The sequence below is a fragment of the Vibrio sp. nBUS_14 genome, assembly GCF_051201655.1.
Classification (GTDB): Bacteria; Pseudomonadota; Gammaproteobacteria; order Enterobacterales; family Vibrionaceae; genus Vibrio.
Genome location: NZ_CP179206.1, coordinates 1,312,852 through 1,332,371, shown reverse-complemented (window position 1 = coordinate 1,332,371; position 19,520 = coordinate 1,312,852). Strand labels below are relative to the sequence as shown.

Annotated in this window: 20 protein-coding genes and 3 pseudogenes; 9 read left to right on the top strand and 14 right to left on the bottom strand. The window is 45.3% G+C overall.

Translation table 11 applies throughout. The annotated features are described in order from the left end of the window. Window positions 1-183: 183 nt before the first annotated feature. Window positions 184-600 carry a CBS domain-containing protein gene (locus ACMAZD_RS06255; RefSeq protein ID WP_435248946.1) on the bottom strand — a complete coding sequence of 139 codons (417 nt, stop codon included), beginning with the start codon at window positions 598-600 and terminating at the stop codon, window positions 184-186. A 319-nt stretch (window positions 601-919) separates the two neighbouring features. Between ACMAZD_RS06255 and ACMAZD_RS06250 the strand changes: the two genes are divergently transcribed. Further along, a complete protein-coding gene (locus ACMAZD_RS06250) occupies window positions 920-1,132 on the top strand; it encodes a hypothetical protein (protein ID WP_435248945.1) in 213 nt (70 codons plus the stop codon). Between the two features lie 98 nt (window positions 1,133-1,230). Here ACMAZD_RS06250 and ACMAZD_RS06245 read toward each other — a convergent pair whose 3' ends face one another. Then, a complete protein-coding gene (locus ACMAZD_RS06245; protein WP_435248944.1) occupies window positions 1,231-2,187 on the bottom strand; it encodes a glycosyl transferase family protein in 957 nt (318 codons plus the stop codon). Window positions 2,188-2,454: 267 nt separating this feature from the next. On the opposite strand from ACMAZD_RS06245, the pseudogene ACMAZD_RS06240 reads away from it, so the two are divergent. The 5 genes and pseudogenes from ACMAZD_RS06240 to ACMAZD_RS06220 all read left to right on the top strand — a co-directional run. Continuing rightward, window positions 2,455-2,532: pseudogene (locus ACMAZD_RS06240) on the top strand (TetR/AcrR family transcriptional regulator); the annotation flags it as partial. Beyond that, on the top strand, window positions 2,513-2,647 hold the full coding sequence (locus ACMAZD_RS06235; RefSeq protein ID WP_435249404.1) for a hypothetical protein: 135 nt from the start codon (window positions 2,513-2,515) through the stop codon (window positions 2,645-2,647). The pseudogene ACMAZD_RS06240 and the gene ACMAZD_RS06235, both read left to right, overlap by 20 nt. A gap of 88 nt (window positions 2,648-2,735) precedes the next feature. Further along, window positions 2,736-3,236, top strand: coding sequence for a thiol:disulfide interchange protein DsbA/DsbL (locus tag ACMAZD_RS06230; RefSeq protein WP_435248943.1), 501 nt, complete (start codon window positions 2,736-2,738; stop codon window positions 3,234-3,236). Between the two features lie 224 nt (window positions 3,237-3,460). Further along, on the top strand, window positions 3,461-3,955 hold the full coding sequence (locus ACMAZD_RS06225) for a peptidylprolyl isomerase (protein ID WP_435248942.1): 495 nt from the start codon (window positions 3,461-3,463) through the stop codon (window positions 3,953-3,955). Window positions 3,956-4,271: 316 nt separating this feature from the next. Beyond that, window positions 4,272-4,538: a hypothetical protein gene (locus tag ACMAZD_RS06220; RefSeq protein ID WP_435248941.1), complete on the top strand. Its 267-nt coding sequence runs from the start codon at window positions 4,272-4,274 to the stop codon at window positions 4,536-4,538. 62 nt (window positions 4,539-4,600) lie between these two features. On the opposite strand, the gene ACMAZD_RS06215 is transcribed toward ACMAZD_RS06220, so the two are convergent. The 3 genes from ACMAZD_RS06215 to gloA all read right to left on the bottom strand — a co-directional run bounded on the left by ACMAZD_RS06215 (window position 4,601) and on the right by gloA (window position 7,068). Next, window positions 4,601-5,467, bottom strand: a complete 867-nt coding sequence (locus tag ACMAZD_RS06215; protein ID WP_435248940.1) for a DMT family transporter — start codon at window positions 5,465-5,467, stop codon at window positions 4,601-4,603. A 111-nt stretch (window positions 5,468-5,578) separates the two neighbouring features. Further along, window positions 5,579-6,676, bottom strand: a complete 1,098-nt coding sequence (locus tag ACMAZD_RS06210) for an alkene reductase (protein ID WP_435248939.1) — start codon at window positions 6,674-6,676, stop codon at window positions 5,579-5,581. A 14-nt stretch (window positions 6,677-6,690) separates the two neighbouring features. Next, the gene (gene gloA, locus ACMAZD_RS06205; RefSeq protein WP_435248938.1) at window positions 6,691-7,068 is read right to left on the bottom strand and encodes a lactoylglutathione lyase; all 378 of its coding nucleotides are present in this window, start codon (window positions 7,066-7,068) and stop codon (window positions 6,691-6,693) included. Between the two features lie 252 nt (window positions 7,069-7,320). Here gloA and ACMAZD_RS06200 point away from each other — a divergent pair. Next, a pseudogene (locus ACMAZD_RS06200) lies at window positions 7,321-7,503 on the top strand (hemolysin D); the annotation flags it as partial. A 115-nt stretch (window positions 7,504-7,618) separates the two neighbouring features. Here the strand turns inward: ACMAZD_RS06200 and cyoE are convergent. The 7 genes from cyoE to ACMAZD_RS06165 form a co-directional block, all read right to left on the bottom strand. Then, entirely contained in the window at window positions 7,619-8,488 is an 870-nt protein-coding gene (cyoE, locus tag ACMAZD_RS06195; RefSeq protein WP_435249336.1) for a heme o synthase, read from the bottom strand. Window positions 8,489-8,496: 8 nt separating this feature from the next. After that, window positions 8,497-8,808, bottom strand: a complete 312-nt coding sequence (cyoD, locus tag ACMAZD_RS06190) for a cytochrome o ubiquinol oxidase subunit IV (protein WP_435248937.1) — start codon at window positions 8,806-8,808, stop codon at window positions 8,497-8,499. Then, window positions 8,808-9,425, bottom strand: coding sequence for a cytochrome o ubiquinol oxidase subunit III (gene cyoC / locus ACMAZD_RS06185; protein ID WP_246852990.1), 618 nt, complete (start codon window positions 9,423-9,425; stop codon window positions 8,808-8,810). The genes cyoD and cyoC overlap by 1 nt, the downstream gene beginning before the upstream one ends. Continuing rightward, complete coding sequence (cyoB, locus tag ACMAZD_RS06180; protein WP_435248936.1) at window positions 9,415-11,496, bottom strand: cytochrome o ubiquinol oxidase subunit I; 2,082 nt, start codon at window positions 11,494-11,496, stop codon at window positions 9,415-9,417. Before cyoB ends, cyoC begins: the two co-directional genes overlap by 11 nt. 5 nt (window positions 11,497-11,501) lie before the next feature. Beyond that, entirely contained in the window at window positions 11,502-12,398 is an 897-nt protein-coding gene (cyoA, locus tag ACMAZD_RS06175; protein ID WP_435248935.1) for a ubiquinol oxidase subunit II, read from the bottom strand. Between the two features lie 741 nt (window positions 12,399-13,139). Continuing rightward, window positions 13,140-16,238, bottom strand: a complete 3,099-nt coding sequence (locus ACMAZD_RS06170; RefSeq protein ID WP_435248934.1) for an efflux RND transporter permease subunit — start codon at window positions 16,236-16,238, stop codon at window positions 13,140-13,142. Window positions 16,239-16,246: 8 nt separating this feature from the next. Further along, the gene (locus ACMAZD_RS06165) at window positions 16,247-17,368 is read right to left on the bottom strand and encodes an efflux RND transporter periplasmic adaptor subunit (protein WP_435248933.1); all 1,122 of its coding nucleotides are present in this window, start codon (window positions 17,366-17,368) and stop codon (window positions 16,247-16,249) included. Between the two features lie 179 nt (window positions 17,369-17,547). Here ACMAZD_RS06165 and ACMAZD_RS06160 point away from each other — a divergent pair, with 179 nt between their 5' ends. Continuing rightward, on the top strand, window positions 17,548-18,162 hold the full coding sequence (locus tag ACMAZD_RS06160; RefSeq protein WP_435248932.1) for a TetR/AcrR family transcriptional regulator: 615 nt from the start codon (window positions 17,548-17,550) through the stop codon (window positions 18,160-18,162). Between the two features lie 76 nt (window positions 18,163-18,238). On the opposite strand, the pseudogene ACMAZD_RS06155 reads toward ACMAZD_RS06160, so the two are convergent. Beyond that, window positions 18,239-18,402 (bottom strand): annotated as a pseudogene (locus ACMAZD_RS06155) (helix-turn-helix domain-containing protein); the annotation flags it as partial. 126 nt (window positions 18,403-18,528) lie between these two features. Here ACMAZD_RS06155 and ACMAZD_RS06150 point away from each other — a divergent pair. Then, window positions 18,529-18,870 carry a hypothetical protein gene (locus ACMAZD_RS06150; RefSeq protein ID WP_435249335.1) on the top strand — a complete coding sequence of 114 codons (342 nt, stop codon included), beginning with the start codon at window positions 18,529-18,531 and terminating at the stop codon, window positions 18,868-18,870. Window positions 18,871-18,960: 90 nt separating this feature from the next. Here the strand turns inward: ACMAZD_RS06150 and ACMAZD_RS06145 are convergent, their stop codons facing one another. Continuing rightward, entirely contained in the window at window positions 18,961-19,479 is a 519-nt protein-coding gene (locus tag ACMAZD_RS06145; RefSeq protein WP_435248931.1) for a lipocalin family protein, read from the bottom strand. Between the last annotated feature and the right edge of the window lie 41 nt (window positions 19,480-19,520).

Here is a 19,520-nt window from a genome sequence, read left to right as displayed (position 1 = left end):
GAAACACCACAAACTACAACTCAATAGGCTTGAGGTCGGCAAAAGTCGATCTATAAAAACAAGTCTATAAAAGCTTACCTACAAAACCTGACCTATACAGAAAAGCTCTACACAGAAAAAAGGCGCTAGTGCGCCTTTTGTTAATTGGTGGTGTTGAGAAAAATAATCGTTCTTAACACTCTACTATACAGGATGTTTGAAACATTCATCCAGGTTCTTACCGATTGCTCTTAAAACATCGGTTCGAGTGATGATCCCAACCAGCTTCCTATTATCGATAACCGGGTAAGCTTTTGGTTTACCTACTTGCATCATGTCAGCCAGCTCAATAATGGATAGATCAGGTGACACGGACAGTACCTCTTGGTACATACAGTCACCCACAACGTGTGTGTCCTGACAGAAATAACTCACCTTAACCAATTTCTCTAGTAAATCTTGCTCAGATAAAAATCCAATAACTTGTTCTGTTTCATCGATAACTGGGCCGCCCATATGATGACTCTTCATCACTCGATCTAACGCTAGGCTTAACGGCATATCAGGAGTGAATGTCACAACCTGCTGCGTCATGTAGTCTTTCACTTTTATTGAATGCATTGCGTTCTCCCTAAATACTTTTCGATATGTCTTTTCTATCTCGTTAAGTTAATTGTTGTCTAAAATCTTGATTTTACTAAATGGATTTCAACAATTTTATTGATAGGCAAAACCTTACAAGTCCCCTAAAACGAGACAGTAAAAGGCTCGAGCGTGTTTTTACGAGTCAAAAAAAAGAAAAAAAGAGCCCTTACAAAGCCTTACTTATTCTTTCCTAACCTTACTTAAGTGCACTAGCCTGAATGAACCAATCCTGTAACCTGCACCCAATAAATAACTTAAAGGTTACAATTGGGCCTTTAATGCAACACAACAGAGCATGTACGCGTACATCTATTCAGGAAAAGACGGAACCGATAACACACTGGTTGCAACAATCAATAATGAAGATGGTTTTAATGAGCCGCTAGAATGGATGAAGAAACGCCACTATCAGCCTTCGATGTTAGAACGTGTAGAGAAGATGAAGATATCACAAGTGATTGAATTGAAATTTGAAGACACAATGCATCGACTGATGCGAGTAAAATAGCGTTTATCACTTGCCCACTAGTAGAAGCAGCCAGACACAAAAAAGGCCAGCAATCGCTGACCTTCTGTTAATATCATAACAACACTAATAACTATCGATTAGCGAGCACAATACGCTTCCCAAAAACTAACAGCCTTCTCGTACGCTTCGGTTTTATTGTGCGTTTCAGCAAATAGAATTGCCGTCATGCTGTCCACAACACTGTTTGCCATCAGCTCCATCTCATCTTCCGGTGAACCCAGTACACACTCAGCAGGCAAAGGCAGTTCTGCGTTCATCGTGCCTTCCCAATAGAAAGATTCCACCTTCTCAGGAGAGCTCATCCACACTGTTTGGCTAACCTTAGGGTTGTACTCCGACTCACCATTCATGCCTTTGAATGAAATGACCGAATGAGATTTGTTGCCAATCACATGCTCTACTTCTGCATGCAATTGTGGGAACCCAGGATGGAAACTGCCACGTAAACCTAAACGACCACCGCCTGGGTTTAATGCACGAACCACGGTGTTGATTGGAGTACGCAGACCATAGCGGTGCTTCCAACCGATCATGGTTTGAGCTTCAGGTGCGAAATTCGCCAAAGGCAAATAAGCAATACCATCCACTTCTAGTATCTGTTTTGCATCTTGTGGGTCTTCAGCACGACGAACACCCACTAACTCCAAATAAGTTTCTGCGTGTGTGCGCCCGCTTGGCTTATCCATATAGCCATGCATCAACACTTTGTAGCCATTGTCAGCTAAGATTTTTGCCGCCAGTAGATTCCACGGCTTACCACTCGCGGTATCATTACGCTTACCGGCGTAGCAAGGCCAATCAATATCGGCACCTAGATCAGGAACGCGCGATTGGAATGCTTTTACAAAACCTGCAATCTCTTCATTGGTTTCATTCTGCACACGAATTAACATAAGTAGCATAGCCATTTGGTCGTCTCCGACCTCTCCGCTTAAATACTCATCCATGATGCGATAGGCTTGATCGAACGATAAAGGCTTACGCCCTCTTTCCCCTCGTCCAACAGTACGAATACACTCTAAAATACTACTCATTGATTATTAATTCTCTTCCGTCGATAGCACTAAAAATTCAATCCTTCACCGATTCTATGACACCCATAGCGTGTTGCAAAGCGATTGAATCACTCTCACTGCTATCTACTCCTTTAATCCAAGCTAATAGTTGACGCAACCGTTAAGGGAACGAAATTCGAAAAAGAAACTTACTGGTGTTCTAAAAGTAAACTTCATGGTGTAAAATTGACGTAAGCAATGCTAACCGCACATCTTAAGTAGTATCCAGGTGACTGTAAAAAAACACTGAGTCAAAGAAAACGCGAATTTATCGTGGCCGCTGCCACTGCAGAGTTTACCGAGCATGGCTACAAAGCCACCACTCATCGTTTCTGAAACATTCGACACTCAAATCGAGTCGTTGGCTTTAATCGAAAAAGAACCCTCACACAAAGCGATTATTGCACCTCAAGCGCCATACCGCCCTCCTATTCCTTAATCGTTTGTCCCTGTTTTGCAATACTTGCCACCACAATAAACGGCGTTATCGCTGTACACAATGACATCCGAATTTAGGAAATTACCCAATGAAAAAGCTATTTAGCTTATTTGCAGCTCTAATCATGAGCGCTTCAATTAATGCCGCTCAATTTGAAGGGGTAATCAAGTACCTTAAACAAGACTTACCTGAATCTGCAGATTGCCAAAAAGTGCACGTAGCCTTTATGGGCAACGACATGGCAGTACCAATGGCCAAAGCTTACGCAACCATGATAGCTCTAGACACTGAAGACAACATGATTCCAGCAATGTTCGCTAAAATTCACGAAATGAAACAAACACCAAGAGACGAAGCGGAATTACGCCAAGTCTTCATTGATAACGGTTTGGATGCGAAGAAGTTTGATGCGACGTACAACGGCTTTGCAGTTAATTCAATGCAGAAACGTTTTGATAAACAACTTGATGCGAGCACACTAACTGGCGTTCCGGGTGTATTGGTCAACAACAAGTACATCGTAAAACCAGAAAAAATCACCCGCTATGAAGAATACAACCCGTTGGTGAACTACCTTCTGACGCTTTAGTCAAAATAAATAGACTTTAAAATATCAAAAGACAGCGACCTGTTCGCTGGCTTTCTTGTCTATACAAGTGAAGTGAGCTTGAGAACAGATGTGTGAAGATCACTCAGATCGTCCTTGAATATACGTCAGAATCACTGTTCACTGGCATCCGCCGTTATTTCTCATATACTGCAACCATATTTGGTCATTCACGACTCAGCAGCACGTCTACATTAGGTAACTTTATGATTACTCTTACCACTAACTTTGGCGACATCGAGATAGAACTCAACCTTGAGAAAGCGCCAGTAAGTTCAAAAAACTTCCTTAAATACTGCCAAGAAGGCTTCTATGAAGGCACTACGTTTCACCGAGTGATTGAAGGCTTTATGATTCAAGGTGGTGGACACACCATCGACATGACAGAAAAACCGACACACGCACCTATCGTCAATGAAGCAAACCGTGGACTAAAGAACGTGATTGGTTCAGTGGCGATGGCACGTACTGACGCACCACACTCAGCAACAGCCCAATTCTTTATCAACCTTGACGACAATGATTTTCTTGATCATACCGCGACCAGCAACGCAGGTTGGGGCTACGCAGTGTTTGGCAAAGTATCGGCAGGCATGGACGTGGTTAACAAGATTGCTGTTGCTCCAACGACCACTCGCTGGGGACATGAAGATGTGCCATGTGAAGATATCGTGATTACAAAAGTCACCATCAACAAATAAATCACAAGCAAGAAAAGAACCCTCAAATGGTGAGAGCCCTTCTCACCACTTTTACTATCTATGTTATCAATTGCATTTATTTTCGTACGATATATGTCCGAGACCTACCATTCCCTTACTATTAATTAGTATTAATGACGTTTCATTATCGCCGCTCGCCAACTATGAAAGTTGAATGCTATTCACTTTACATTGGACGTAACACCATACATGACTCGACACTCTTTTTTGGCAACAGCCGTTCTTTCGACTGTTGCCAGTTTCTCTGTTTCTGCTTTTGAAGTTGATACACGAGAGTGACAAGCTGTTGTTAAAGTTGACAGGATTTGACGAAGAGTACCAAGCTGACACAAGAGCAAAGCTTTCATTCTTATGGGATGAAAGAGAACACTACTACTATCCATATCACGGCTTCTTGTTTGAACTGACCTTTGAGAACCACGGGACTTGGTTAGGCAATGATGAAGATGCGACCTACTCTTCGCTGTTTTCTGACTACCGTTTTTTCTACAGCTTGACGCACAGAGCAACAACAGATGATCGGCTTACTAAAGAAAATGGTCGTTGCTGTCTAGCTCAATAACTCGCGCTGAAGAAAGCGCTTAAAAACTAGACATCAATAGACCCTCGCCCTAGACGAGGGTTTTATCTTCTTCGCGACCATTTGATGTAGCAAAACAATGAACCGATAATCACTGCCCCACCCAACAATTTCTGCATTTCTACCGTTTCTCCCAACATGCTCACACTGAGTAATAGTGTCCAGACTGGCTCTAGAATCATGATAAGTGCAGCCACTTCCATGTTCACAGAATGCTGCCCTACCGTTTGTAGCAAATAACGAATAGAAGTCGAGATAACAGCAGACACGATAAACCAGAAGATGAGCGTTTTGGTGATTTCAAATTCCGGCTGAGCGGTCATAGACGCAAACGCCATCCCACTGATACCGACCACAAAGAGCTGTACACAAATCGAAGCAATTGGCTTGATATTGGTGATAATACGCTTGTTCATCACAAAATGAACAGAGAGCAACATTGAAGCCAATAGGAAATAGATCTGGCTTTGTTCAACGTGCCAACCGTTGGTTAGGGTAAGCAGCAACATACCCATGATCGCGATAGGAAATGATTTCCAAAATGCACGATTAGGTTTAACTCGGAACAGGACCCAAGAGACAAATGGCGCGATGATCATGGCCAAGCTCATGATAAATGCCCCTTCAGACAAGCTTTCTGTCACTGAGACCGCAAACACCCATACCTGCAATGAGGCAGACAACAATAGACCAACGCCACAAAGCGATAGGATCTGCTTGAGAGGTAGCTTGCGAATATGATGAATACAGAATGGCAGTAGAATCAGGCTTGCCGCAAAAAATCGTACACCAATGAACACTGGCCCAGGCATTTCCATGACCACCAGCTTAGATGCAATCCACCCAACACCCGCCAGCAAAGTAGCACACAAGAGGTAAAGCTCGCCACGCATCGCTTTTACGTTCATCATTTTTACTCGATCCAATAACAAAAAAAGCAACCTGACTCTGCACGGTTGCTTTTTATAAACTCTTAACAGGATCAAGATACTATCTCAATACTCTGCTTCAGGCAGCAGTTTTTAGCCTGCGTATTCAGGGTAATCAGTTAAGCCTTTTTCTGCACCACCAAACAAGGTATTTGGATCGTGCAGCGCTAGCGGAAAACCATTTTGAATACGGGCGGGTAAATCAGGGTTCGCAACGAACGGGCGACCAAAGCCAACCATGTCTGTTACGCCTTCTTCGACTGCTTGCTCGCCACGTTCACTGTCGTATTTACCTGCATAAATCAGAACACCTTTGAATGCTTCACGAACGGCAGCTTTGAATGCCTTTGGCGTTTCAGGCGCATCGTCCCAGTCTACTTCTGCGATATGCAGGTAAACGATCTTGTACAGATTTAGGAATGCTGCCACTGCTGTGTAAGTTTCTACAGGCGTCGCATCAACCGTGCCATTTAGCGAAGTAAACGGAGCAAGACGAACACCAACACGGTCAGCGCCAATCGCCTCAACCATAGCTTCAACCACTTCACCGAGGAAACGTAGGCGGTTTTCAGTTGAACCGCCATATTCGTCAGTACGGTTGTTCGCCTCAGAGTCAATGAATTGGTTAATCAGGTAGCCATTTGCTGCGTGAAGTTCAACGCCATCAAATCCTGCTTTGATTGCATTAAATGCCGCTTGGCGATATTGCTCAACCACTTCTTTGATGTCTTCTTTAGTCATCTCGCGAGGTTCAACCACATCAACAAAGCCCGGCTCATCAGTGCCCCTATCGATGAAGACTTTTACGTTTTCCGCTTTTATAGCAGAAGGCGAGATTGGCTGTTCACCGCCGATGTTATCTGGGTGTGTTACACGGCCTACATGCCAAAGCTGAGCGAAAATAACGCCCTCTTTTTTATGTACTGCATCCGTTACTTTTTTCCAACCCGCGATTTGCTCTGCTGAGTAGATACCCGGTGTCCAAGCGTAACCTTGACCCAAAGGTGAAATCTGTGTGCCTTCTGCCACAATCAAACCCGCAGAAGCGCGTTGAGCGTAGTAAACAGCCATCATTTCGTTTGCTGAATTCCCAGGTTGCGTTGCACGAGAGCGAGTCATCGGAGGCATAACAATACGGTTTTTTAGTTCGATGTTACCAAGTTGAATTGATTGAAATAGTGCGTTTGTCATTGTCATTTCCTCGATTAACCTAGTTGAATCAGTTCGATTTGGTAGCCGTCTGGGTCAGTGATAAATGCGATGTGTGTTGAACCGCCTTTTAATGGCCCCGCTTCGCGAGTCACATTGCCACCCAGCGATTTAATCTTGTCACACGCCGCGTAAATGTCTTCCACACCCAATGCTAAATGGCCAAAAGCGTTACCCATTTCGTATTCTTTGGTATCCCAGTTATAAGTCAGTTCGATGGTTGTGCCGCCTTGCTCGTAACCAACAAAAACCAAGGTGTAGCGGTAGTCGTTATTGTCATGGCGCTCAAGCTCTTTCATACCCAATACTTTGGTGTAGAACTCAATAGACTTATCTAGATCAGCAACTCGAATCATTGTGTGTAGGAATTTCATATTTCACCCTTTTTAGCTCAGCAACGTGGCCGATATAATCGTGACCGGAGGTTGTCCACTTTTTTACTAGGGTAAATATACGAACTGTCAGCAAATAAATGAAATTATCAAAAATTTTCATTGTAATAATTTTTTGTTATGACAAATTTAATACAGATGATTTGCTGAGGGTGATATTTGACAAACGAAAGGCAGGACTGCAATTAGCGGTGCCGTGATTCTAGGTTTATTGGCTATCGTGTCTCGCCTATGGGCTTAGGCCGTACTATCGTACTCGAAATCTTCGAGCCAGAAGATTACAACATCCCAATTGGCGCAGCAGGCTCAGCTTGGATTTCAGCTGAGAAGCCTCACCCATTCTGGGGCTTCATTGATGTGATTGGTGCAGCAACCGTTCGCCTACAATCGCACAAGTCTTACCTAGGCGCTTGGTAAACAAGTTACGCGTAAGAGTTGAATAGACAAAAGACAAAAGACAAACAAAAATACCCCGCTGGTCGGGGTATTTTATTTGTGCGAATAGCTTAATAGACTAAGCCCTGTTCAAACCTCACAAAAAAGGCAGTGGAATCAGCTCCAGTCCGAGTACGCCACTGATACTCATGACCACCAGCAGAGAGACCTTGAAGACGGTCTTTGACCACTGAATGTAGTTGAGGCAATCAACCTTGCGGAATGTCACTTTGGTCCACATAAAGCAAACGGCTGCCGACACCGCTAGGTATTCATAACCCGCCTCTCCGAGTAAAAATAACCCCAGAGCAACCGCGCCAAACGCCACCACATAAGCTTTCATGTGCTGATGTGCTTTATCAACGCCCTCTTTCACCGGTAAAACAGGAATGCCTGCATCGCGGTAATCCTGAATGCGGAACATCGCAATCGCATACGAGTGTGGCATTTGCCATAAGCAGAACATGATGAACAGCAAAACCGCTTCTAAGCTCAAGTAATTAGTTACACCAAGGTAACCAACTAATGGCGGAACTGCCCCAGAGATACTGCCAACTAAGGTGCCGTAAACGGAATTACGCTTGTACCACATGGTGTAGAAAAAGACGTAAAACACATAGCCAAGTAACACCACAACCGCAGACATCGGATTAACAAATTGAAACAGCAACGCTGTACCTGCCAACAACATAACTAACGCATAGATAAATGCGACGTCTGTGTTGATATTACCCTGAACCAAGTCACGGTTCTGGGTACGTTTCATTTTCTGGTCGATATCTCGATCAAAGATGTTGTTCACAACGCAACCTGATGCAATCACAAGCCCTACACCCGCTAAAGTCGTCAGTAACAACATCGCACTGGCTGGTTCTGTTTTTGCAGCGAGGAAGAACCCCGCCGCAACAGAAATCAGGTTGCCGAAAATGATGCCCGGTTTGGTAATAGACAAATATTTTTTCAGCATACCTTGGCCTACAACTTCATGTTGACGTTCATGTTGTAGATGATCCATACCGAGCCAGCGATAAGAATCAATACAACAATGACAGTAAACATCAGTGACACCAAGTTCCAACGCCCATCGGAAGATTTCGCTTCCATATGTAAGAAGTACTTAAAGTGCACAAAGATTTGCACCAGCGCACAACCGAACAAGATCACGTAAGTTTCCGTGCTTGGTAGCGCATGTGACCACACAATGTAGAACGGAATAATGGTCAGAATTAGTGACGCAATAAAGCCTTTCACATAATCCGTTGCACCGCTGTCTAGATCCTGTTCCATTACATCACCCCCATTAAGTACACGATGGTAAATACGCAAATCCAAACGATATCAAGGAAATGCCAAAACAAGCTCAAGCACTGGAAACGCATCGACATGTTGTCGTTCAAGCCTTTAGTTGAAAGTTGGTGATACGCCACCGCCATCCAAATCAGACCAAACGTTACGTGCAAACCGTGTGTGCCAACCAAGGTAAAGAACGCAGAAAGAAATGCACTTTCTTGAGGGCCATAGCCTTCTGAAATCAAGTGATGGAATTCATACACTTCCATACAGATAAAGGCTAAACCCAGTACGAAAGTGACTTTTATCCATCGCTTCAGTCCGGTCACGTCTTTGCGCTTCATCGCAATCATGCCAAAACCAAAGGTGATACTACTGAACAACAGCATCATGGTTTCGACAAACACGAACGGCAGTTCAAAGATGTCTTTACCTGTCGGCCCTGCGATAGATCCACTCTCAAGCACGGCATAAGTCGCGAAAAGCGTGGCAAACAGGACACAGTCACTCATCAAGTAAACCCAGAAGCCAAACAACTTGTTGCCCGCAGCTTCGTGGTGATGATCATGCGAGTGTGCAAGATCATAAGTGTGTGACGGAGTATTAGCTTGCATACGTCGTCTCCAAATCATCTTTATTTTCGTTGTTATCACTGTCACCGTCAGCGCTGTTACCACAACCAGAGTTGTCGCCTTTCACTGACTGTTTTTTAGCTTCTTCAAGCTGTGCACGTCGAGCTGCTTCAATCGCTTTGATCTCTTCAACTTCCACGTAATAGTCCACATCGTCGTTGTAGCTGTGTTGAATACACGTCACCACGATGCCCACTAGGCTTGCCGCCGCTAGCCACCAGATGTACCAAATCATTGCGAAGCCAAATACCAACGCCCATGCAGATACATAAATGCCTGTCGGTGTGTTCTTCGGCATGTGAATACGTTCGTATTCTTCTTCCTGAGTTGGATCAAACTCACCACTTTGCTTTTGATACCAGAACGAATCGATCTCATCGCCCTTAGGCAGTTTTGCAAAGTTGTAGAACGGCGGTGGTGAAGACGTTGCCCATTCGAATGTACGTCCACCCCACGGGTCACCCGTTAGATCACGGTTTTGGTCGCGGTCACGAACACTCACGTAAATCTGCACGAACTGACACACAACACCCATCGCAATCACGCCCGTACCTGCAGCCGCAACCGCCAGTAGAGGGAAGAATTCAGGGTTGATGTCTTGGCTCAAACGACGCGTCATGCCCATAAAGCCCAGAGCGTAAAGCGGCAAGAACGCCATCAAGAAACCGATGATCCAGCAGTAGAATGCGCGTTTACCCCAAAGCTCGTTCAGAGTGAAACCGGTCGCTTTCGGGAACCAGTAACCAATCGCTGCAAAACAACCGAATACTACGCCGCCGATGATCACGTTGTGGAAATGCGCAATCAGGAATACCGAGTTATGCAGAATGAAATCCGCACCCGGAACCGCCATCAATACGCCCGTCATACCACCAACAGTAAAGGTGATTAAGAAACCGACCGTCCACATCATTGGTGTGGTAAAGCGGATACGACCTTTGTACATGGTGAATAGCCAGTTGAAGATCTTAACCCCGGTTGGGATAGAGATAATCATGGTCGCGATGCCGAAGAAGGCATTCACATTGGCGCCAGAACCCATGGTGAAGAAGTGATGTAGCCAAACCACAAACGCTAAAATAGTGATCGCCACTGTCGCCCATACCAGCGAGGTATAACCAAACAGTTTTTTACGCGAGAAGGTTGCAGTCACTTCAGAGAACACACCGAAGATAGGCAAGATCAGGATGTACACCTCAGGGTGTCCCCATGCCCAAATTAGGTTCACATACATCATCACGTTGCCACCAAGGTCGTTGGTGAAGAAGTGCGTGCCAATGTATCTATCCAAAGTCAGTAACGCGATGGTGACCGTTAGGATTGGGAAAGAGATGATGATCAGGATGTTGGCACACAGAGATGCCCAAGTGAATACTGGCATCTTCATCATTGGCATAGACGGAGTGCGCATGCGCAAAATAGTCGCGAAGAAGTTCACACCCGTTAATGTGGTACCCACACCGGATATTTGCAGCGCCCATATCCAATAATCGACCCCGACTCCCGGGCTGGCCTCAATGCCAGACAGCGGCGGATAAGCCAGCCAACCCGTACGACCAAACTCACCTAAGCCCAGTGACATGTTGGTTAGGATGATACCCACCACAAACAGCCAGAAGCTCAGGTTATTCAGATAAGGGAATGCAACATCACGAGCGCCGATTTGCAATGGCACGATGATGTTCATCAAACCAATAACCAAAGGCATCGCGACGAAGAAAATCATGATCACGCCGTGAGCCGTGAAGATCTGGTCGTAGTGATGCGGCGGTAAATAGCCCGTCTCACCGGCTGCAGAAAGCAATTGCTGACTGCGCATCATTACTGCATCGGCAAAGCCACGAACTAACATCACCATTGCCACAGCAATGTACATGAAGCCCAATTTTTTGTGGTCTACAGAAGTAAACCATTCATTCCAAAGGTATTGCCACTTACCGGCTTTTGTTACCGCATACACCACTAAACCGCCCACTAAAGCGATCATGGTTAACGTGAACAAAATAATGGGTTCGTGGTAGGGAATTGAGTCTAGAGTTAATCTTCCAAACATGACGATTATCCTTGGGTTTCCGGCAAACAGTTCATTGAACCAGGGTGCTGGGTCACGACATCGGTGAATAAAAATGGTGGGATACTGGAGAACAGAGTCACAGGTTCAGCCACACTCGGTGCAGCCAATGAACGGAACTGCTCCCAATCTTCAATACGGTCTGGGCTAGCTTTCACTTTTTCCACCCAGTTTAGAAACGCCACTTGATCAGGCATGGCTGATGCGGTGAATTTCATTTGCGAGAACCCTTTACCACTGTAGTTCGATGCAAAACCTTTGAAGTCACCTTCATGGTTAGCAATCAAGTTCAGCTTGGTCACCATTCCCGGCATTGCGTAGATCTGCGAACCAAGGCGCGGGATAAAGAACGCATTCATGATGTTGTCTGAAGTCAGCTTAAACGTCACCGGTACGTCTTTCGGGAACGCCACATAGTTAACCGTCGCAATGTTTTGCTCTGGATAGATGAACAGCCATTTCCAGTCCAGAGAGACCACTTCGATCACCATAGGTTGCACATCACTTTCCAGAGGTTTGGAGGGCTCCAGTTCGTGTGTTGAACGCCAAGTGATGGTGGCAAGGATCGCGATGATGATGATTGGAATCGTCCATACCACCACTTCGATCTTGGTTGAGTGCGCCCAGTCAGGTGCATACTCTTCTGTGGTATTACTTTCACGGTATCTATAAGCAAAGTAGATGGTCATCAGAATCACGGGGATGACGACAATCAGCATCAGCAACAGAGCTGTAATAATCAGCTCCTTTTCCTGAATGCCAACGCTACCTTTTGGGTCGAGCAATGCGGAGTTACATCCTTCGAGCATCAGGACGGTTCCCACCAAACCAATCCTCGACAGATTTGCTCTCGATAAAATGCGTTTATATCTTGAAACTTCCATTAACTTTCTCGATGGTTATCCAGCCTCAGAACGAACGCCCGAGTGCTGGTTGTCATGGTCATTAGAATATTTATGTGTTGAGCATGTGAAACGACGCATCTCAAAACGAAACGGAATTAGCCACGATTTTGAATAGTCGACAGTTGAACAGTTCGTCTGCCAAGTTAAAGCGGCAGTGCTGCGCAGTCGAAACATTGCCGCACGGTTAAAACCACACAAAAAATATGACTTAATTGTTACACTTTGAAATGTATTGTTACATTTAGCGCATTATGAGGAGTTGAAATTGAAAGCTCACCAAACAAACTTGGAAACTAACCTTCCAGTTATGAAAGTTAAATGTGATAAATTGATGCAATTCAGACGCACAACATAAGCGTGCCACACGAGTTGAGCCATGTAGGCAAAAGGATTAAAGGGAAACGGGAGAGAGAAAAGTAAACAAGCAGTAGAAACAACAATGTTGGATTACATTAGAAAGAGCGAATTAAATAAAATGTGACAGCCATCAAGTTTATGGATTCACACATGATCTTAAAGGTATTTACAAAAGACATCACTAGAGACGGCAACCCATTAGATATTCGAATGACACGTTGATTTTCATGATAATAATGTCAGCTATGTGCAGCAAAAAGCGGCCAAAGATGAAGCTAAAAAGCCGATTTTGGGGGTATTAAGATAGGTTTTAAGCGGGTATTACTCCCCTCAAGGGAGAGGAGTAATAATCATTAAGAGAGATTAGGCTGTTGGAGTCACGACTTTCTTGCGCTGATTTTTAGTCATCAAGTGATAAACCACAGGCACAAAGTAGAAAGAAATAAGCGTAGTTAATACTGTACCGCCGACAATCGCAACCGCGAAGGGAGGCCAGAAGCCACCACCAGCAATGATCAGTGGCATAAAGCCGCCAACAGTCGTTATCGTTGTCGAGCTGATATGACGAGTACACGACATCACAGCTACTACCACCGCATCCACATTGCCTGATGAAGCTTGTTCATCGAGTTTCAATTCCGTCAGAATCACAATGGCGGCGTTAATCGCTAAGCCCGCAATCCCAAGCATGGCGATGATCACCGTAAAGCCAAATGGATAACCGAAGATCCATACCGATAGCAATCCTAACCCACCAGCCAATCCTGCCACCATGAAGATGATGCTACTCATTCGGAATGAGTTAAAGGACATCACCACCACCAACACCATCAATACCACCACGACTGCGACATTCGATATCAGACCGTTGACTGAATTATCTCGTTCAGCAGATTCGCCACCAAAACCAATCGTGTAACCCGATGGCATCTCATAGCTTGCTAGGCGTTTTTGGAACTCATTAAGGACGGTTTGAGGCAAGACTCCTGCTTCAATGTAACCCTCAATGGTATTGACACGCTGCCCGTTACGACGAGTAATCGCGCCGCGACTTGTAGTCAGTTCAAGCTCAGCCAGAGTCGAAACATTAACCCCCGTGGAATAGACATCAGAACTGATCGGCAAACGGATATTGCTTAAATGCGCTAAGTTTTCACGCGCATCATCCGCCACTCGAACACGGATTGGCACCGATTCACTGCCTTCTATCACCGAGCCACTTTCACGACCAGTCAGCGTGGTTTGCAACATGCCCGCAAACTGATTGAGTGAGATACCATTGAGTATTGCGGTGTCTTCATCAACCTTCAACCACACCTTAGGCGTACCCGGCTGCAATGTTTCACGCGTGTGAGTCACATGAGGAACACCCGCCAGAATCAGGCGAACATCTTCACCAATCGCTTTTAACGTATCGAGGTTTTCACCATAAACACGCAGCTCAACTGGCGCAGTAAATGGAGGACCTTGGTTAAGCTTGCGTACCAAGATTTGTGCTTCCGGCACCTCATTATCCAGCACCTTTTGCAGCTCAGGAATTAGCACATTGGCTTGGTCAAAGCTCTCTGTTTTCACCATCGCTTGTGAGAAGTACGGCGCGTTGTTTTGCCTTGCTTGTAGGTTGTAATAGAAGGATGGGAAGTTCGCTCCCACTAGCCAATCAATACGTTCCACTTCTGGATAGCGATGAATGATGTCGTCGATTTTTTCAGAGGTGTTTTTGGTGGCGTAGATGCTTGCTTGCGGCGGCATGTACACCTGAACCTCAAACATATCTCGGTCTGATGGCGGGAAGAATTGCTCTGTCAGCTGAGACATACTCCAATAGCCAGTAAACGGAACCAACAACACCAAAGTAATAGTAATGATTGGATGCGTGATACCAAAGCGAACAGAAGATGAGAACCAACGTGTTAAAGTAGGAATTCTTAAGCCCGTCATGTACCAATGGTGCTGCCCTTTCTTGTCGACATCGCTGAGTTGTTTTGGTAATAACTTGGTCGCTAAGCCTGCAATTAAGGTATGCGAGATAATGTAAGAGCCGATCAACGAGAAAGACACAGTAATCGCAATACCACCGACAAACTCACCCGATGCACCCGGCATAAGAATGATCGGCGCAAACGCCAATACCGTGGTTAATGTTGAACCCAGCAAAGGCACCCACAAGTGCTTCAACGCATTCATGGTCGCTTCCGCTCTGTGTTGCCCTTTCAAGCGATATGCCTGAATGGTATCAACCATTACTACCGCGTTATCCACCATGATCCCGAGCGCGACTATTAAGCCCGTCACCGACATTTGGTTGATTGGAACACCAGTCATTTTCATGATCGACAGCGTCAGTAATGAAGTTAACGGCAGAGATATCGCCACCAATATTGCAGCGCGGACACCCAAGGTCACGAACAATACGATCAAGATAAGCCCAAAACCGATCATCAAGCTCTGACCTAAATCGTCTAAGCGGGTCTCGGTATACCCTTGTTGGTTGAACAACACAGTGACATCGATATTGCTAGGCAGCTCTTGTTGGAATTTTGCAATCAGAGCATTAGCACGCGATGTCCAGTTATCAACACGAAGATCAGGGTGCATTCTTGCCGCGACAATCACACCCGGTTCACCATCAATAATGGCAATCTGGTCTTGTGGGGTTTTCTCACCACGTTTCACAGAAGCAATGTCTTCCATGCGGATGATGTGACCATTGCTGTTAGTCGCTATTGGTACTTGTTTAATACGTTCAATGGAATCAAGTTCAGATTGGATTTCTAAACCGAAACGAGAATAAGCACTAACCAATTCACCTGCCGAGTTCTTAGCATCAGCTCCTTCCAAAGATTTTGCAATATTGACACTGGAACGGCCAAGCGCTGCGGCATCAGCAGTACGCAAGCTGATTTGAATCTCTTCTTGCGACATCCCATATTCATCAACGAATTCAGTGCCCGACAAGGTTCGTAATCGCTTAGCCAGTTCTTTGGCATAGCGCCCGAGCGTTAACCGGTCAGGTTCGCCGGCACCAGACCAAGTCAGCGCAGTAATCGTGGTAAAAGCGTAGGTATGGTCACTGTCGAGATCGGGAGAATGAGAACCCGCAGGTAAAATGGATTCGATGTCAGACAGCTTGTCACGCGCTTGCGACCAAACTGGCTCTGGCTCGGTGATGGTGTCATTCAATTCTAAGGTGACAATAGACACGCCCGGCCTTGAGGTTGAGCTCACGAGTTTAACTTCACTCAGCTCACGCAACTTATTCTCAATCACCTCAGTAACCAAGGTTTCAACACGTTCGGCACTGGCACCGGGAAAACTGGTGGTAATGTTGGCGTAACGGTTGATGATCACTGGATCTTCTGCGCGAGGCAGCGTCATGAACGCAGAAATACCACTCACCATGAGCAGTGCGGTCATTAAGATAAGTAGTCGAGTATTGGAAATAGTCTCTATGATTTTCATACTATTTCCTATTCAGCAGTAACGCTGGCTGGCTTCACGGTTTGACCTGGAACCAATCGATGTAGACCACTCGCGATCACCGGCTCACCTTCGGTAATGGCACCATTGACATAGGCTTGTTGGTTATTAGCAAACAGAACCTGAACACTTCGGCGCTCTACTTTATTGTTTTCACCTACCACGAAGATGTTCCATACACCACGTAATCCATCAATCAAGCCTGTTAATGGCACCCAGTAGCCAGGGTCATCAATCTGCTCATCAAATTTAAGGTAGGTAAGTTGCCCTTCCAATACCGAAGATTGCTCAGGGAACAAGTAGCGCAAACCGACACTGCGAGACTGTGTGTCGACCATTGCGCCCGGATTCAATAGATCGACTGCATAATCTGTACGCCCAACTCGAATAGTGGGCGCAGAGAGTGAGGTGACTTTCTGCATTTGGTGAGCAGGAATACCGATGAAGGCCTCTTTCCCTTCAGAGGCGAGCAGTGTCAGGGTTGGGTTACCCACATTCACCACATCTCCGAGTGAGACAAAACGGGTGGCGATGGTACCAGAGTAAGGAGCAAGCACTGTCGATTTCACCAGCTTCAATTGATTACCTTTTACCGAGGCATCAATGCGCAGCAAGTTCGCCTGCAATACACGTTGCTCACTAGTAAGAGAGTCAATCTCCGCTTCTGCACTGAAGCCTTTCGCTTTCAAGGAACGTTGGCGTTTTAGGTTTGCGGCAACAAGGCTCAGTTGAGCTTTCACTTCTTCAGCCTTCGCTTTCAGTTGGCTAGACTCGGTTTCCAATAGCTGAGTATCCAATCGAATCAACGGTTGACCCGTTGTGACTGTGTCACCTACATCTACCAGAATCTCATTTACTTTGCCCGCCAGTTCAAAACCTAAATTCGCTTGCTGTCCCGCCTTTACCAAACCGACATATTCACGTTGTACTTTATATGATGGAGAGCGTTCTAGGGCGACCGTTTCTACCGTCAAGACTGTCGATGCAGCACCATTCGATCCGGTGTTACTCGCGGCATCGGATGTTGTCTCGGTTTGTGTATTTTCACCACACCCGATAAGAAGAGTCGACAACGCCACTGCCACAGCGCTTCCCTTCATCAATTTATACATACTTACTGTTCCTATGCGGTACTCAATTATGTTCTTTTTTTAGACTAACCAAACCAAACTAGACTGTCCAGTTTGATTATGTTAAAAATAAATTTCATCGTTAGTGATTGATAAAACCATCACAAAAAGCATAATGCTAGCGCACAACAAGTCAGCAATAGGTAGCGAGAGATAAGCACGTGACGAAAATCATCAAAAGTGAACAGAAGAGATCGCAGATCCTAACCGCAGCAAGCCAGCTTTTCTCTGAGCATGGCTTCAAGATCAATATGGATCAGATAGCCAAAGCAGCGAACGTTTCAAAGCAAACTGTCTACTCTCACTTTAAAAACAAAGACGAACTTTTCGAAACTTGTATGCAAACCAAGTGTGCGGAGCGCGAACTCAGCCCTTCAGCCTTTGATATGAATGCCACTTTGGAAGAAGAATTGGTGAAATTTGGTGTGAAGTTTCAAGATTTGTTACTTGATGAGCAATCTAGACAGACCTTTCAGAACGCGGTTAGTCAATCCAACACGCATCCAGAAATCGCTTCTATTTATTTAGAAACAGGGCCACAGAAGACCACTAAGTTACTCGCTGATTATTTACAGTCGAAAATAGATTCGGGTGACTTAACGCTTTCAACATCAAGTTCACCAATCATTGCTGCGTGCCAACTGTTACTGATGTTTCACGGAAAATCGGCGTATTGGGGATTCTTCGGACACGATAGCGGCGAGTCTGATAATGAAAGACTCCACTACACTCGAGAATGTGTCGCGCTATTCTTAAACGGCAACCAGCCTCGTTAGTTTGAATTAGAACTTACGTTTGAACTCGCTCAGGAAGTAGAAGGCAAGGTAGAAGCCAACAACACCGCCCTTCTACCTCAACCTGCACCAAAGACACACCTAGTTGATCTTCCAACTTTCTCAGCGCATAAATCAACGTGGTATGGCTCTTATTCAATTGCAGTGCCGCCGCCTGAATGCTGCCAGCACGTCTATCTCATACAATGTTTGCCATTGGTCTAGGGTGGTCTTTAATCTCATTGGTCTAAAATCCTGACAGTTAATAAGGGCCCAATCAAAGGCTAATGGAATGAATAAAGAATTAACGAAAGGCACGAGATAGAGAGATAAAAAACGAACAATAAAACGTTTTTAAGCTTACACGGCATCATTTACGCAGGGTTTGCCTTCGCATTGTTTTTCCTACCAACGGTGATGCGGCCTATGTATGGTGTGGAAATTAATGACAAGTACACTTACTTTCTGTCTCAACACACCAGGATCTTCCTTGGTGGTATTGCAGCGATAACATGGTTACTTCGAGATATTGAAGCGGGAATCAGCGCCCAAAAGCTCATCCAAGGTTTGGTTATCGCCAATATGCTGGGTGCGGTCATCACACTGTATACGGCTTTCACCGATATCTTTGTTGGCTTCGGTTGGAGCGACCCCGCTTCCTTCCTTTCGCCATCAGTACTGAGCGTTTTGCAGGTTCGCAAGCAAAGCTAACGAGTACTACACAAATAAAAACAAAAAGGCACAGCTGAATTGATCATCTGTGCCTTTTCTCAGTCGACTGTCGTTAGCCAAGCACTCAGGTTATTTTGAGTGCTCCACATAAATCAATTCATCAGTATTGAAGCCGCGCTCTTTAGACATCTTTGTGAACTTTTCCATTACCTCAGAGGAAACTTCTGGGGTTCGAGAAAGTAACCATAAGTAACCGGTGTCTGGGCCAGAAACAAACGCGTATTGGTAGTTCTCTTTGTCCAACTCGAACACCACATAAGCGCCATAGAATGGGCCAAAGAATGACACCTTCAAATATCCCTGATCGCTGCCTTCGACAAAATACGCTTTGCCTTCAGCTTCGTTCCATTCGCCATCTTCGTCCGAATAACCGCGGTTAATCACTTTCACGCCGCCATCATCACGCAGGCTATATTCGGCACTGATACTATTGAGGCCACGCTCAAACGAGTGGTCCAAGCGAGCCACTTCGTACCATTTTCCCAAGTATCTATCCAATTCAAACTGTTGAACGGGTTTGACTGTTTCAGGCATGCCGACACACCCACCCAATAAGATGACACTCAGCAGCAAAAATATTTTCTTCATCCTAACCTCGACTTGTTTTTATAGCCATGTGAGAGCCTTAA

Coding starts and splice junctions, on each gene's coding strand:
- ACMAZD_RS06255 (WP_435248946.1), bottom strand. CDS start 600: ATGCATTCAATAAAAGTGAAAGACTACATGACGCAGCAGGTTGTGACA.
- ACMAZD_RS06250 (WP_435248945.1), top strand. CDS start 920: ATGTACGCGTACATCTATTCAGGAAAAGACGGAACCGATAACACACTG.
- ACMAZD_RS06245 (WP_435248944.1), bottom strand. CDS start 2,187: ATGAGTAGTATTTTAGAGTGTATTCGTACTGTTGGACGAGGGGAAAGA.
- ACMAZD_RS06235 (WP_435249404.1), top strand. CDS start 2,513: ATGGCTACAAAGCCACCACTCATCGTTTCTGAAACATTCGACACTCAA.
- ACMAZD_RS06230 (WP_435248943.1), top strand. CDS start 2,736: ATGAAAAAGCTATTTAGCTTATTTGCAGCTCTAATCATGAGCGCTTCA.
- ACMAZD_RS06225 (WP_435248942.1), top strand. CDS start 3,461: ATGATTACTCTTACCACTAACTTTGGCGACATCGAGATAGAACTCAAC.
- ACMAZD_RS06215 (WP_435248940.1), bottom strand. CDS start 5,467: ATGATGAACGTAAAAGCGATGCGTGGCGAGCTTTACCTCTTGTGTGCT.
- ACMAZD_RS06210 (WP_435248939.1), bottom strand. CDS start 6,676: ATGACAAACGCACTATTTCAATCAATTCAACTTGGTAACATCGAACTA.
- gloA (WP_435248938.1), bottom strand. CDS start 7,068: ATGAAATTCCTACACACAATGATTCGAGTTGCTGATCTAGATAAGTCT.
- cyoE (WP_435249336.1), bottom strand. CDS start 8,488: ATGCTGAAAAAATATTTGTCTATTACCAAACCGGGCATCATTTTCGGC.
- cyoD (WP_435248937.1), bottom strand. CDS start 8,808: ATGGAACAGGATCTAGACAGCGGTGCAACGGATTATGTGAAAGGCTTT.
- cyoC (WP_246852990.1), bottom strand. CDS start 9,425: ATGCAAGCTAATACTCCGTCACACACTTATGATCTTGCACACTCGCAT.
- cyoB (WP_435248936.1), bottom strand. CDS start 11,496: ATGTTTGGAAGATTAACTCTAGACTCAATTCCCTACCACGAACCCATT.
- cyoA (WP_435248935.1), bottom strand. CDS start 12,398: ATGGAAGTTTCAAGATATAAACGCATTTTATCGAGAGCAAATCTGTCG.
- ACMAZD_RS06170 (WP_435248934.1), bottom strand. CDS start 16,238: ATGAAAATCATAGAGACTATTTCCAATACTCGACTACTTATCTTAATG.
- ACMAZD_RS06165 (WP_435248933.1), bottom strand. CDS start 17,368: ATGTATAAATTGATGAAGGGAAGCGCTGTGGCAGTGGCGTTGTCGACT.
- ACMAZD_RS06145 (WP_435248931.1), bottom strand. CDS start 19,479: ATGAAGAAAATATTTTTGCTGCTGAGTGTCATCTTATTGGGTGGGTGT.